This window comes from Glycomyces arizonensis DSM 44726 (assembly GCF_000482705.1).
GTDB lineage: Bacteria > Actinomycetota > Actinomycetes > Mycobacteriales > Micromonosporaceae > Glycomyces > Glycomyces arizonensis.
On sequence record NZ_AXWO01000013.1, the window covers coordinates 82,707 to 96,125 of the forward strand.

At 71.4% G+C, this 13,419-nt stretch carries 13 protein-coding genes and 1 riboswitch; of the genes, 9 read left to right on the forward strand and 4 right to left on the reverse strand.

Annotated elements, in window-relative coordinates; all coding sequences use genetic code 11:
• Positions 1 to 108 precede the first annotated feature (108 nt).
• Positions 109 to 1,128: a carbohydrate ABC transporter permease gene (locus H613_RS25865; protein ID WP_211234773.1), complete on the forward strand. Its 1,020-nt coding sequence runs from the start codon at positions 109 to 111 to the stop codon at positions 1,126 to 1,128.
• Complete coding sequence (locus tag H613_RS0110670) at positions 1,125 to 2,069, forward strand: carbohydrate ABC transporter permease (RefSeq protein ID WP_026923784.1); 945 nt, start codon at positions 1,125 to 1,127, stop codon at positions 2,067 to 2,069. The genes H613_RS25865 and H613_RS0110670 overlap by 4 nt, the downstream gene beginning before the upstream one ends.
• A 69-nt stretch (positions 2,070 to 2,138) precedes the next feature.
• Here the strand turns inward: H613_RS0110670 and H613_RS0110675 are convergent, their stop codons facing one another.
• Both H613_RS0110675 and H613_RS29200 read right to left on the reverse strand, forming a co-directional pair.
• Positions 2,139 to 3,341 carry a sulfotransferase family protein gene (locus H613_RS0110675; RefSeq protein ID WP_026923785.1) on the reverse strand — a complete coding sequence of 401 codons (1,203 nt, stop codon included), beginning with the start codon at positions 3,339 to 3,341 and terminating at the stop codon, positions 2,139 to 2,141.
• A 307-nt stretch (positions 3,342 to 3,648) separates the two neighbouring features.
• Positions 3,649 to 4,272: a hypothetical protein gene (locus H613_RS29200; protein ID WP_156925957.1), complete on the reverse strand. Its 624-nt coding sequence runs from the start codon at positions 4,270 to 4,272 to the stop codon at positions 3,649 to 3,651.
• A gap of 122 nt (positions 4,273 to 4,394) precedes the next feature.
• On the opposite strand from H613_RS29200, the gene H613_RS25875 reads away from it, so the two are divergent.
• The 3 genes from H613_RS25875 to H613_RS0110695 all read left to right on the forward strand — a co-directional run bounded on the left by H613_RS25875 (position 4,395) and on the right by H613_RS0110695 (position 7,125).
• Positions 4,395 to 5,345 carry a DMT family transporter gene (locus tag H613_RS25875; RefSeq protein WP_051393225.1) on the forward strand — a complete coding sequence of 317 codons (951 nt, stop codon included), beginning with the start codon at positions 4,395 to 4,397 and terminating at the stop codon, positions 5,343 to 5,345.
• A gap of 105 nt (positions 5,346 to 5,450) precedes the next feature.
• Positions 5,451 to 6,236 carry an SGNH/GDSL hydrolase family protein gene (locus tag H613_RS0110690; protein WP_026923787.1) on the forward strand — a complete coding sequence of 262 codons (786 nt, stop codon included), beginning with the start codon at positions 5,451 to 5,453 and terminating at the stop codon, positions 6,234 to 6,236.
• A gap of 97 nt (positions 6,237 to 6,333) precedes the next feature.
• Positions 6,334 to 7,125: an SGNH/GDSL hydrolase family protein gene (locus H613_RS0110695; RefSeq protein ID WP_026923788.1), complete on the forward strand. Its 792-nt coding sequence runs from the start codon at positions 6,334 to 6,336 to the stop codon at positions 7,123 to 7,125.
• Between the two features lie 42 nt (positions 7,126 to 7,167).
• On the opposite strand, the gene H613_RS0110700 is transcribed toward H613_RS0110695, so the two are convergent.
• Positions 7,168 to 9,306 (reverse strand): RecQ family ATP-dependent DNA helicase, encoded by a 2,139-nt coding sequence (locus H613_RS0110700; RefSeq protein WP_051393227.1) that lies wholly within the window; start codon positions 9,304 to 9,306, stop codon positions 7,168 to 7,170.
• Positions 9,307 to 9,363: 57 nt separating this feature from the next.
• On the opposite strand from H613_RS0110700, the gene H613_RS0110705 reads away from it, so the two are divergent.
• On the forward strand, positions 9,364 to 9,957 hold the full coding sequence (locus H613_RS0110705) for a DUF1349 domain-containing protein (protein WP_026923790.1): 594 nt from the start codon (positions 9,364 to 9,366) through the stop codon (positions 9,955 to 9,957).
• Here the strand turns inward: H613_RS0110705 and H613_RS0110710 are convergent.
• The gene (locus tag H613_RS0110710; protein WP_169731982.1) at positions 9,954 to 10,298 is read right to left on the reverse strand and encodes an MGMT family protein; all 345 of its coding nucleotides are present in this window, start codon (positions 10,296 to 10,298) and stop codon (positions 9,954 to 9,956) included. The genes H613_RS0110705 and H613_RS0110710 overlap by 4 nt on opposite strands.
• 101 nt (positions 10,299 to 10,399) lie before the next feature.
• Positions 10,400 to 10,502, forward strand: a riboswitch (TPP riboswitch).
• Positions 10,503 to 10,534: 32 nt separating this feature from the next.
• Between H613_RS0110710 and H613_RS0110715 the strand changes: the two genes are divergently transcribed.
• Genes H613_RS0110715 through H613_RS0110725 form a run of 3 tightly spaced genes read left to right on the forward strand, consistent with a single transcriptional unit; the run spans position 10,535 to position 13,372 of the window.
• Positions 10,535 to 11,143, forward strand: a complete 609-nt coding sequence (locus tag H613_RS0110715; RefSeq protein ID WP_035737553.1) for an ECF transporter S component — start codon at positions 10,535 to 10,537, stop codon at positions 11,141 to 11,143.
• 7 nt (positions 11,144 to 11,150) lie between these two features.
• A complete protein-coding gene (locus tag H613_RS0110720) occupies positions 11,151 to 12,581 on the forward strand; it encodes an ABC transporter ATP-binding protein (protein WP_026923793.1) in 1,431 nt (476 codons plus the stop codon).
• Positions 12,575 to 13,372, forward strand: coding sequence for an energy-coupling factor transporter transmembrane component T family protein (locus H613_RS0110725; protein ID WP_026923794.1), 798 nt, complete (start codon positions 12,575 to 12,577; stop codon positions 13,370 to 13,372). The genes H613_RS0110720 and H613_RS0110725 overlap by 7 nt, the downstream gene beginning before the upstream one ends.
• Positions 13,373 to 13,419: the final 47 nt, after the last annotated feature.

The following is a 13,419-nucleotide window of genomic DNA, read 5'->3' on the forward strand; positions in this document are numbered from 1 at the left end:
GATTCGTAGAGACCGGTATCTATCATCCGGGATGCGCACGCGACATCCGCGGACGCCCCGGATCCGGCGTCGCCGACACTGAGAGAACGCCGACCGGCAGGCAGACCCGTGCGAGAGACGACCACCAGCGCCGCCGAGGCCGCGAGCCGCCCCGGCCGACCAGACCAGAAGGGACCCGATGCCGTGACCTCCACAGGCGCAGCACCCGACGCCGACGTCGGCGACGCCGCCCGCCCCCGGCACTGGACGACCGCGCTCAAATGGAAGGGCGCGGCGTTCACCGCCCCGTTCTTCGCCGGATTCGTCCTGCTGTTCATCATCCCGCTGGGCTACGCGATCTGGCAGTCCTTCTTCCGCGAGCAGTCCTCCGGGCTCGGCCTGGGCGGCACCACCACCGAGTTCGTGTGGTTCGGCAACTTCGCCAAGGCCTTCGAGGACGCGACGTTCTGGACCTCGATCGGCCGCGTCCTGGCCTTCGCGTTCATCGTCGTCCCGGTCATGCTCGCCATCAGCCTGGCCATGGCGCTCCTGCTCGACATGGCGAAGCGGCGAGCGGTCCGGTTCTTCCGGATCGGATTCCTGGTGCCGTACATGGTCCCCGGCATCGTCGCCGCCCTCATGTGGATCTACATCTACAGCCCCCGCTCCGGGCCCCTCACCCCCGTGTTCGCCGACCTCGGCATCGGGGTGAACTTCTTCTCCTCCCAGATGCTCTGGGTCTCGATCGGCAACCTGATCATCTGGAACACCATCGGGTTCAACATGCTCATCATCTACGCGGCGCTGCTGAGCGTGCCCCGCGAGCTGTTCGACGCCGCCCGCGTCGACGGCGCGAGCGAATGGCGCATCGCCTGGTCGATCAAGATCCCGCACGTCCGCGGCCCCCTGGCCCTGGTGGGCATGATCTCGATCATCGGCCTCGTCCAGATCTTCAACGAGCCGCTGCTGTTCCGCCAGATCTCGCCCGAGACCGTCACCAAGGACTTCACGCCGATCCTCTTCATCTACAACCAGGCGTTCGCCGCCAACGACTACCACTACGCCGCCGCGGTGTCGGTGCTCCTGGCCCTGGTCATCGGGGCCGTCTCCTTCGTCTACTACAAGATCGCGAACAGGCCGACGTCATGACCGCACTCAGCGAAGCCCGCCGCACCGCCCCGACCGCCCGGCCGAAGCGCAGGCGTCCCTCCCGAGCCGCCGAGGAGATGCCGGTCGGGCACGGGCAGTCCCGCCGCAGCCAGCTGTTCGTCCTCGCCGGACTCGGGCTGTTCTTCGTCTACTCCGTCGCCCCGATCTGGTGGCTGGTCGTCTCGGCCACCAAGGACCAGCGGGACCTGTACGCCTCGCCCGGCGTCGAGGGCCTGTGGTTCGGCGACCTCAACCTGCTCGAGAACCTGAAGCTCGTGCTCACCTACGACGACGGCGTCTTCGCCCGCTGGACGGTGAACACGATCTTCTACTCCGGTACCGGCGCTCTGGTCAGCACCCTCATCGCCCTGGCCGCCGGATACGGGATCGCGAAGTTCCGATTCCGCGGGCGCCGCATCGCCCTGGGGTTCATCGTCGCCACCTTCCTGGTGCCCGGCATGCTCCTGGCCTTCCCGCTGTACCTGCTGTTCACCAAGATGGGCCTGGTCGACACCGTCTGGGCGGTCCTGATCCCCTCGTTCGTCAACGCCTTCAGCGTCTACCTGGCGAAGGTCTACTGCGACTCCTCGGTCCCCGACGAGCTGCTCGACGCCGCCCGCGTCGACGGGGCGGGGGAGGTCCGGCTGTTCTTCCAGATCGTCGTGCGCATCATGACCTCCGGCGCGGCCACGATCTTCCTGCTCGCGTTCGTCGGCGCCTGGAACAGCTTCTTCCTGCCGCTGATGATGCTGCGCGGATCGGACAAGTGGACGCTGGCGCTCGGCCTGTACTCGTGGGCCGGCAAGCGCGTCGAGAGCGGCACCGACCTGACGAGCCTGGTCATCATGGGCTCGCTGCTGTCGACGATCCCGCTGGCGGTCTTCATGATCGCGATGGCCAGGTTCTGGCGCTCCGGCGTCACGCTCGGCAGCCTCAAATGAGGGACGGCCGGGAGCGCGCTCCCGGCCGTCCGGCGCCTGTCGCCCGGCGGACGCGTCTCGGGCCGGTGCCTATTTCAGCCGCAGGGTCTCGACGAGCTTGGGGTAGTCGCCGAAGGCGTTCTCGACGTCGGTCGGGCTCAGCCCGTACCGCGACAGCTCGTACTCGTGCTGCCGGCCGATCCCCGGCCTGGCCAGCACGCTGTCGAGGTTCCGGGCGTCGGCCTCGGTCCACCGGGCCCCGATCAGCTCGTAGAGCTTGGGGACCTTCGCGTGCGGTTCGGCGTTCAGCCACGTGTAGGGCACGTCGACGAACGCCTCGCGCGGGCCCGCGACGCGCGCCTCCCGGCCCCGCTCGACCGCCGTCGCCTGGACGTCGAGCCACATCTTGCCGATGGCGTGCAGGTCGGGGCGGCGGACGTGCATCAGCTGCGTGGTCTCGACCATCGAGCACAGCGATCCGATCACCGTGACCGGGTCGCGGTGCGTCCACACGATCGTCGCGTCCGGGAACACCTTCAGGATCTGCGGGAGCCGGTCGAGGTGCATGGGGGACTTCAGGATCCACCGCTTGCGGTCCCTGCCGTACTGGAGGACCTGGAGCGCCTGCTTGAGGTACTCGTAGTCGGGCAGGTTGTCGCGCTCCTTGAGCCACTCGTGGTACTTCGGCATGAGGACCCGCGCCAGGTGGTGGCTCCCGTGCGGCAGGAGGTAGTTGCACTCGTCGGGCTTCTCGGGGTCGAGCGGGTGGATGACCTTGAAGGCCGGGGCCAGTCGCATGAACGTGTTGACCATCCGCGCGGTGCTCTTGATGTGGCGGCGCCTGGCGGCCTCGCCGCGGTCGAGGTCGGTGAACATCCACTCCCACAGCGCCGGGCCGCGGTGGTCGGCTGATCTGGCGATGATGTTGTGGGCCAAGGTGGTGGCGGTTCGCGGCAGCCCGATGATGAAGACGGGCCGCTCGATGCGCTCGTCGGCGACGGCCGGGGTCTCGGCGATGATGCGCTGGACGCGCAGGCGGTTCTCGATGCGGTTCCGCAGGTCGTTCACCACGCTCTGCCAGCCCATCGGGCTCAGGCCGGAGTTGGAGACGAAGCACTGCATGAGGAAGCGGAACTCCTCGATGAACTGCGGGACGGCGGAGGCGTCGCCGCCGGTGTTCTTCTCGGCCTTCGCGACGATCGAGTCGAAGACGCGGTCGGGGTTGCGCTGGTTCAACGTCGTGGGCTTCAGCAGGACGTTGAGCACGTTGGTGGTCGTAGACTTGCGGCGCATCGGGGGTTGGCTCCTCTAGTCCGACATGGATTCGGGCCATTCTCGCACAGTCGCGGTCACCGGTCCAGGCGAGCGGCGAGACCGGGGATCGGCGTCGCCGCCATCGCTCCGCACGCGGCGGCGCATTGGCGGAGCGGCGACGGTCGCGCCTCCTCCGCCGCGCCTCCCACAGCGAGCAGCGCGCCCTGCGCCGCGATGAGCGACGGCGCCGCTCAGGGTACCGGCTTGCCCACCGAGGAGAGCGCGACGACCGCGCCTCCCATGCCGGGCGGCGCACTTGCCAGCCGCCATGAGCGACGGCCGCTCCTTACGGCACCGGCTCGAGCATCGAGGAGAACACGACCGTCCCCTCGGGATACGTCTCGGCCGCATACGACTCGAGCTCGGGCGTCACCAGCGTCGCGTCGATTCGGGCCACGCCGTTCTCGGCGTCCGCCCAACCGCCGTTGACCAGCGCGGGGAAGCGCTCGGTCAGGTCGTCGACGATGCCCTGGAGCTCGGCCTCCGGCAGCGGCTCGGCCGGCTCGGGGGTCTCCGGCTCGCCGGGCTGGAGGTGCGGGTAGTCGTCCATGTCGACCTCGTCGGCCGGGACCGGCTCCTCGGTCAGCTCGAAGGCTTCGCCGTTGAAGGTGCCGGTCACGAGGTACATGCCCCACCGGGTGCCCGCCGCCTCGTCGTGCTCGACGGCCTCCCAGTCCCAGCCCGCGACGTCCAGGCCGCCGCCCTGCGGCGGATAGGACTGGGCCACCACTCCGGCCAGCTGCGGCCCGTGCTCCTCGTTCTCCAGGACCGTCAGCGCGCCCTGGTAGACCGTCTCGTCCGCCTCGCCTTGGCCCGAGCCGCCTTCGGGCTCGTCCGGTGCCCGCTCTCCGGCCCCGCAGGCCGCCACCGCGAACAGCGCCGCCGCGGGGATCAGTCGCAAAAGTGTCATTTGTACTGTCATACCCCTTCGACGACGGCCGTGGAATTCCGGTTCCCGAATATGGGACCCCGGTGCTACCGTCGCGTTTGGCGCCGACCCGACGCCCGTCCCCGCATGGAGAAAGACCCGCCATGAGCCAACGATTCAACGCCCGGGCAGCCGCGGCGGCCGGTGTCACCGTCCTGTTCTGGGCATCGGCGTTCGTGTCGATCCGCGACGCCGGGCAGTACCTCGACCCCGGACCGCTCACCTTGGGGCGCATGAGCGTCGCCACCGTCATCCTGCTGGCCTTCTGGGCGCTGCGGCGCGAGGGCCTGCCCGGCCGCCGGGCCTGGCCGGGCATCGTCACCGCCGGGGTGCTGTGGTTCGGCGTCTACATGGTGTCGCTCAACTGGGGCGAGCAGCTGGTCGACGCCGGAACCGCCGCGCTCGTGGTCAACATCGGCCCGATCCTGATGGCCCTGCTCGGCGGCTGGTTCCTGAAGGAGGGCTTCGCGCCGCGCCTGTTCATCGGCATGGCCGTCTCCTTCGCGGGCGTGCTCGTGGTCAGCCTGTCCATGTCCGGCGAGGGCGCCACCTCGGTCCGCGGCGTCCTCCTGTGCCTGGTCGCCGCCATCACCTACGCCATCGGCGTCGTGGCGCAGAAGCCGACGCTGCGCTACGCCTCCCCGCTCCAGTTCACGACGTTCGGCTGCGCCATCGCCGCCGTGCTGTGCCTGCCGTTCGCGCCCGCGCTGGCCTCCGAGCTCGGCGACGCCCCCGCCTCGGCGTCGCTCCACGTCCTCTTCCTCGGCGTCTTTCCCACCGCGGTCGCGTTCATCACCTGGGCGTACGCGCTGAAGTTCACCACCGCGGGCAAGATGGGCGCCACGACCTACGTCGTCCCGGCGCTGGTGGTGCTCATGTCGTGGGTGTTCCTCGACGAGGTGCCCGGCTGGCTGACCCTCGCCGGTGGCGTGCTGTGCCTGCTGGGCGTGGCGGTCTCGCGCTCCCGCAGCCGCTCCCGCGCAGCCGCCGACGTCGGTGCGGCGGTGCCGCGGGAGGTCGAGCCGGACACCTCCGCCGCGCCGCCCTCGCGCTAGCGGCGCCCGATCCGACTACTTGATGTTTTCTATACTTTTATACGCATGACACGTATTTTGCGCATATGGTTCCGCCGTCGACCACGAACCGAAACGGAGTCCCGCATGCGCACCGTGCGACGTACAGCGACCTTTGCCGTCGTCTCGCTCACCTTGTCCATCGCCCTGCCGACCGCCGCCCGCGCCCAAGAGGCCGTCGACTACGTCGCCCTCGGCGACTCCTACTCCTCGGGGACCGGCACCGGCTCCTACACCGACGCGGCCTGCAAGCGCTCGGATCTGGCCTACCCGGCGCTCCTCGCCGCCGAGCTGGGCGCCGAGCTGACCTTCGCGGCATGCTCCGGCGCCTACACCGCCGACCTGATCGCCGAGCAGGCCGACGCGCTCGACGAAGGCACCGACCTCGTGACGCTCACCGTTGGCGGCAACGACATCGACTGGAACGAAGCCCTCGTGTCGTGCATGGTTCCCCTCCACGACTGCACCGGCGACGTCGAGCGTTCCGAGCGGCTCGCCGAGGACGAGCTGCCCGATCTGCTCGACGCCGCCTACACCGCGATCGGCGACCGTGCCCCGCACGCCGAGGTCTACGTGCTCGGCTACCCGCGCCTGTTCGCCGCCGAGAACACCTGCGACGCCTTCGGGCTGCTCAGCGTCGCCGAGCAGCGGCGGGCGAACCGGGCCGCCGACGTGCTCTCCGAGGTCATCGAGGCCGCCGCCCTCGCCCACGGCTTCACCTACATCGACGTCCGCGACGATTTCGAGGGCCACGCCGTCTGCGACGACGACCCGTGGCTGCACGGCCTGACCTATCCGGTCGGCGACTCCTACCACCCGGGGCGCGCCGGACACGCTCGCGGTTACCTACCGGCGCTCCTCGCCGCGCTCTGACCGTCGACGCGTCCTCAATGTCCCGGACGGATCGGGACGTGCCGATTCGGCCGTCTGCCAATAGAATCACCACCACGGCAACATGAAAGGAGATCATATGAGGCCAGGCAAACGAGCGGCCACAGTGGTCGTGGCCGCCGGAGCGGCGCTGCTGCTGCTCCCGGCGGCCTCCGCTCAGGCGTGGTGCTTCGACACCGACTACGTCGCCCTCGGGGATTCCTACTCCTCGGGGACCGGCGCCGGTCCGTACCTCGACGAGGAGTGCCTGCGCTCCGAGCAGGCGTACCCGTCGCTGCTCGCCGGGGAGCTCCGCGGCGACTTCGACTTCGCCGCCTGCTCCGGCGCGGAGACCGAGGACCTGCTCGCGAACCAGCTCGGCGACCTGAGCTGGCGCACCGACCTCGTCACCGTCGGCATCGGCGGCAACGACATCGGCTGGGTGCCCGCCGTGGGCGCCTGCATGCAGCCCGAGACCTACGACTGCACCCCGGCAGTCGAGGCCGCCGTGGCCGCCATGGAGAACGAACTGCCCGCGCTGCTCGACGAGGTGTACACCGAGATCGAGGACCGGGCGCCGTTCGCCGACGTCTACGTGGTCGGCTATCCCCGGCTGTTCAACGGGGAAGGCCCCTGCGAGTCGATCCCGTACGTCACCGCCGACGAGCAGGTGCTCATGAACGGCGCCGCCGACGTGCTCTCGAACGTCATCGAGGCGGAGGCCGAGGAGCACGGATTCACCTTTGTGGACGTGCGCGAGGCCTTCGAGGGCCACGTCGCCTGCGACGAGGACTCCTGGCTCCACGGCTACACCGGAACCGTCGAGTCCTTCCACCCGACCGTCGAAGGCCAGGAATCGGGCTACTACGCCGCCCTGACCGCAGCGCTCTAGACCCCATAGGACGCGGCCCGGCCCTCACCGGCCGGGCCGCGCTCACGCCTGAAGCGCCAGGACCAGCGGATGCACCGCCGTCGCGCCCGCCTCGCGCAATCGCCCCGCCGCCACTGTCAGCGACCAGCCGCTGTCGCGCACGTCGTCCACCAGCAGCACGCTCGCCTCCGGCACCGCGAAGTCCACGGTGAAGGCGTCGAGGACCTGCCGGAGCCGCTGCGCGCTGTTCGCCCGGCGCGCCTCGGGCACCGCGCCCGGCTCGCGCCCGAGCGGGCCGAGCCAGTCCATGCGACCCAGCGTCGCGAGCCGCTCGGCCAGGCCGTTCACCAGTCCTGGCCGCGTCAGCGAACCCATCGACACCACCGCCGAGGGCCGCTCGCTCCAATCCCACGCCGCCAGGACCTTCACCAGCGCGGCGAACACGTCCTCCGGCACCGGCCGGTCCGCGCCGTCGGACAGCAGCTCGCGCAGCGGCCCGCCCCAGCCGATGTCGGAGAGCCGGGCCAGCGCCCGGCCGGACTCGGCGCCCCGCTCGGCCGGGATCCGGCCCTTGAGGTCGATCCCGATCGCCTGCAAGCCGGTGGGCCACATCCGCTTCGCCTCGAAGGCGACGCCCGGGCGCGACAGCGCCGCCGCGGCCTCGCCGACCACTGCGGACGACACGCCAGCCTCGACGCGCTCGCCGGTGCAGTTGTCGCACCGCCCGCACGGCTCGGCCCCCGCGTCGTCGAGCTCGCCGCGCAGGAACTTGAGGCGGCAGTGGCCCGTGGCCTCGTAGGCGAGCATCCGCCGCTGCTCGTGCTCCCTGGTCGCGGTGACCTTCGCATAGCGCTCGGCGTCGTAGACCCACTCCCGGCCGGTGGCCTCCCAGCCGCCCTTGACGCGGCGGACCGCGCCGTCGACGTCGAGGACCTTGAGCATCATCTCCAGTCGCGTGCGCCGCAGGTCCACGCGCGTCTCCAGCGCCGCCGTCGACAGCGGGCGGCCCTCCTCGGCCAGCACGCGCAGCGTCTGGCGCACCGCGTCCTCGGCCGGGAACGACAGCGACCCGAAGTAGTCCCAGATAGCCCGGTCCTCGCTGCCGGGCATGAGCACCACCTCGGCGCGCTCGCACGCCCGCCCGGCCCGGCCGATCTGCTGGTAGTAGGCCACCGGCGAGGACGGCGCGCCCAGGTGCACCACGAAGCCGAGGTCGGGCTTGTCGAAGCCCATGCCGAGCGCGCTGGTGGCCACGAGCGCCTTGAGCTCGTTGCCCAGCAGCGCCTCCTCGCGTTCGAGCCGCTCGGCGTTGTCGGTGCGGCCGGTGTAGGAGGCCACGGCGTGGCCGCGGCCCGCGAGGTACTCGCTGACCTCCTCGGCGGCGGCCACGGTGAGCGTGTAGACGATCCCCGACCCCGGCAGCTTCGGCAGGCGCTCGTCGAGCCAGGCCATGCGGTGGGCGTTGTCGGGCAGGTCCACGACCGACAGGCGCAGCGACTCCCGGTCCAGGTTCCCGCGCAGCACCAGCGTCTCCGATGACGCACGTGGCGCGGCAGTGCCGATGCCGGTACTGTCGAGCTGCTCGGCGACGTCGGCGCTGACGCGCGCATTCGCCGTCGCCGTGGTCGCCAGGACCGGCACCGACTCGGGCAGGCCGTCGATGAACGTGGCGATGCGCCGGTAGTCGGGCCGGAAGTCGTGGCCCCAGTCGGAGATGCAGTGCGCCTCGTCGACCACGAGCATTCCGCACCCGGCGGCCAGCTTCGGCAGCTGGTAGTCGCGGAAGGCCGGATTGTTGAGCCGCTCGGGGCTGATGAGCAGCACGTCGACCTCGTCGGCCGCGATGGCCTCGGCGATGGCGTCCCAGTCCTCCAGGTTCGCCGAGTTGATCGTGCGCGCCCGCACGCCCGCCCGCTCGGCGGCCTCGATCTGGTTGCGCATCAGCGCCAGCAGCGGCGAGACGATCACCGTCGGGCCCGCGCCGCAGCGGCGCAGCAGCGCCGTGGCCACGAAGTACACCGCCGACTTCCCGAAGCCCGTGCGCTGGACCAGCAGCACCCGGCGGCCCGAGCCGTCGCACAGCGCCTCGATCGCCCGCCACTGGTCCTCGCGCAGCCGCGCGCCCTCGCCCGCCAGCGACCGCAGCAGCCGCTCGGCCTCGTCCCGCGACGTGCTCACCGTGGTGCTTCCGATTCCCGCCATGCCAACCGTTCTACCGCATTGGTACGACGGGCCGCGACACCGCTACGCTTTGGCACTGTGACTACGAATACACCACTGACCGTGCCGTGGAAGGCCGGGTCCTGGACCACCATGCCCGTCAGCGCCGTCGAGCAGGACGATCACCTGCTGGTCACCGCCGTCGAAGGCAGCGACGCCTGGCGGCGCACCGCCTACGGGTACATCAACGACGACGCGCACGAGCTGCTGGAGCACTGGGATCGCGCGCACGCCGTCGAGGTGGCCTTCAGTGCCGGGTTCGACTCGCAGTTCGACCAGGCGGGCATGATGATCCGCATCGACGAGGAGCGTTGGATCAAGGCCGGCGTCGAGTTCGCCGACGGCGAACTGCAGCTCGGCGCGGTGGTCACGAACGGCTACTCCGACTGGTCCACCGGCGCGGTGCCCGACTGGGCCGGGAAGGAGATCACCATCCGCGCCAGCCGCATGGCCGACGCGGTGGCCATCCGGGCCCGGGCCGGCGACGGGCCGTGGCGCCTGGTGCGCCTCGCGCCGTTCGACCCCGACGCGGAGGCGAAGGCCGGGCCGTTCTGCTGCGCGCCCTCGCGTGCGGGCCTGACCGTCTCGTTCAGTGCCTGGCAGCTGACCGAACCGGACCAGGACCTCCACTAGCCCTCGGCGAGCTCCATCGCGAGCAGCCGCAGGTCGTAGACGTACATGCGCTGGTCCCGGGCGGCCACGCCGCCGCGGCTGACGGACACGCCGTCCTCGCGCAGCAGATCCGGCACGTCCACGCCCGTCCGGCCGTCCGACCAGCGGAAGCCCTCGGAGACCTTGCCGCTCGCGGTGAGCACGCGGTAGGCCCGCGGCACGTCGCCGTCGCGCATGTACGCGCCCACTTGGCGCGGGCCCGTGCCGATCAGCTCGGCCAGGTCGCCGTACGACGTCCAGGTGCCTTCCGGCAGCGCCGCCACCACGCGCCGGACCAGTTCCCAATCCTGCTCTGTCGCCATCTGAGACAATCTACGGTCCGCCCGCGGACCGGCGGAAGTCGGGCGCCGTGCGCCACTGCGGCCTCCAGCCGCGATACCGACCGCCCGCATGGTGTTAACGTCGAAGCTGACAGGGGAGCCGATTGGCTGAGAGTGCGGAACCGACCGCAGACCCTCACACCTGATCCGGGTAATACCGGCGTAGGAAGTCGTCCGCCGCTGTCGCGCCGCGTCCACGCACCTTGAAAGGCAAGCCCATGCCTACCGCCGACAGCCCCGCCCTCGCCGCCGACCCCCGGTGGCGCACGCTCGACATCGTCACCTGCGCCGTCCTCGCCGTCGCCTTCGGCGTCGTCTTCTGGGCCTGGAACTTCGCCTGGGCCGGTCTCGAACCCGCGCTCGCCTTCCTGCTGCCGCTCAAAGGCGTCCTCTACGGCGTCTGGCTCATCCCCGCCGTCCTCGCCCCCCTGATCGTCCGCCGCATCGGCGCCGCGCTGTTCACCGAGTTCCTCGCCGCCACCTTCTCCCTGCTCCTCGGCTCCGCCTGGGGCATCCTCATCATGTACCAGGGCCTGTTCCAGGGCGCGGGCGGCGAACTCGCCTTCGCCGCCGGACGCTACCGGCGCTTCGGCACCCCGACCGCGCTCGCCGCGGGCGCACTCGCCGGTTTCGCCGCCACCCTCTACGACGTCATCGTCTACTACCCCTCCTACGAACTGTGGGCCTTCCAGGTCCCGTACATCGCCTTCGCGATGCTCTCGGGCGCCGTCGTCGCCGGTCTCGGCTCCAAGGCCCTCGTCAGGGCCATGCTCCCGACCGGCGTGCTCGACCGGTTCCCCGCCGGACGCGACCGGGCCAGGGTCTGACCGGCCGATGATCCCGGTCGAGTTCCGCGGCTTCACGTGGCGGCACGCGGGGCGCCGCGCCCCCGCCGTCGCCGAGGTCGACCTGCGCATCGAGGCGGGGGAGCGGGTCCTGCTGCTCGGCCCCTCCGGCTCGGGCAAGTCGACGCTGCTCGCCGCGCTCGCCGGGCTCCTCACCACCGACTCCGGGGAGCGGACCGGCGAGGTCCTGCTCGACGGCGCCGACGCGGCCTCCCAGCGCGGCCGCGTCGGGATCCTCTTCCAAGACCCCGAGACGCAGCTGGTCATGGCCCGCAGCGGCGACGACGTCGCCTTCGGACTCGAGAACCAGGCCGTGCCGCGCGAGGCGATCTGGCCGCGCGTGCGCGAAGCGCTCGACGCGGTCGGATTCCCCTACCCCCTCGGGCATCCGACGCACGCCCTCTCCGGCGGCGAGCAGCAGCGCCTCACGCTCGCCGGGGTCCTCGCGCGCAGGCCCGAGCTGCTCCTGCTCGACGAGCCGACCGCCAACCTCGACCCCGAAGGCGCCGAAGCGATCCGATCCTCATTGAGGACCGCTCTGGCCGACACCGACGCCACCTTGATCGTCGTCGAGCACCGCGTCGCCGACATCCTGGACCTGGTCGACCGCGTCATCGCCCTCGGACCCGGCGGCACCCTCCTGGCCGACGGCCCCGCCGAAGCGGTCTTCGCCGAACACGGCGACACTCTTGCCGAACAAGGCGTCTGGGTCCCCGGCGTGCCGCTCCCGGCCCTTCCCGATGCCGTGCCCGGCGAGCCGCGACTGCGTGGCGAGTCGCTCTCGCTGACCTACCCGGGGGCGGATCGGCCCGCCCTGGACGGGGTCGACTTCGAGCTCCGCGCGGGCGAACTGCTCGCCGTCACCGGCGCGAACGGCTCGGGCAAGACCACGCTCGCGCTCCTGGCTGGCGGCCTGGCCGCGCCGAGCCGCGGCAAGGCGACCGTCCCCGGCGAGCGCGCGCCGCTCCACCGCCTCCCGGCGAACCGGCTCGCCGCCCGCGTCGGCTCGGTCTTCCAAGACCCCGAGCACCAGTTCGTGACCGCCACCGTCCGATCCGAACTCGCCTTCGCGCCGCACGCCGCCGGATGGCCGCAGCGGCGGATCGACGCCCGCGTGTCCGAACTGCTCGAACGCCTCCGCCTCGCGCACCTGGCCGAGGCCAACCCGCACACGCTCTCCGGCGGCGAGGCCCGGCGGCTGTCGGTCGCGGGGGCGCTGGCCGCCGCCCCGGGCGCGCTCCTGCTCGACGAGCCGACCTTCGGCCAGGACCGGCGCACCTGGGGCGAACTGGTCGACCTCATCGCGGGCATCCGCGACGAGGGCACCGCGCTCATGGCGGTCACCCACGACCGCGACTTCGCCGCGGCCCTGGCGAGCCGCGAGATCGTCCTCGAAGACGGCAGGGTGAGCCGATGCTGACCATCGCCCCGATCTGCGGACCGGACGCGCCGATCGCCCGCGCCAACCCGGTGGCGAAGCTGTTCGCGGTCGTGGCCGTCTCGACCGCGGCGCTGGTGGCGGCGGACTGGCTGACGCCGACGCTGCTTCTTGCCGCGCTCGCCGCGGCCACGCCGTTCAGCGGCGTCCACTGGGGGCCGCTGCTGCGCCGGTTGCGCTGGCTGTGGCTCGCGGCCGGGGCGGTCGCGGCGGGCAACGCGGTCTTCGCCGCCGAGCAGACCGGCTCGATCCTCCTGTCGCTCGGGCCTTGGGAACTCAGCTCGGGGGCCCTGATCGACGGTGCGGCGCTCGGGCTGCGGGTGTGCGTCGCCGCGACGGCCGGGGTGCTGGGCTTCGCCACCACCGACCCGACCGACCTGGCCGACGCCCTCACCCAGCAGTTGCGCACCTCGCCGCGGTTCACCATCGGTTCGCTTGCCGCGCTGCGCATGCTGCCGCTGCTGGGCGCCGAGTGGCGGCAGATCGTCATCGCCCGCCGCGCCCGCGGCATGGAGGGCGGCCGCAATCCGCTGCGCCGGACGCGCCTGTTCGCCTCGACGATGTTCACGCTCCTGGTGGGCGCGATGAGGCGGGCCGGGCGCCTCGCCGCCGCCATGGACGCCAGGGGCTTCGACTCCGAGGTGCCGCGCACCTACGCCAGGGTGCAGCGGATGAGCAGGGCCGACTGGCTCTTCCTGGCGGCCGCGATCGCCGTCGCCATCGGAGCGGTCGCGATCAGTCACGCCTACGGCACCTTCCGCGTGCTGTTCTGAGCAGCGGAATTCGTCTTGCCGTGATTCCTTGTGGATGGTTTGATCAG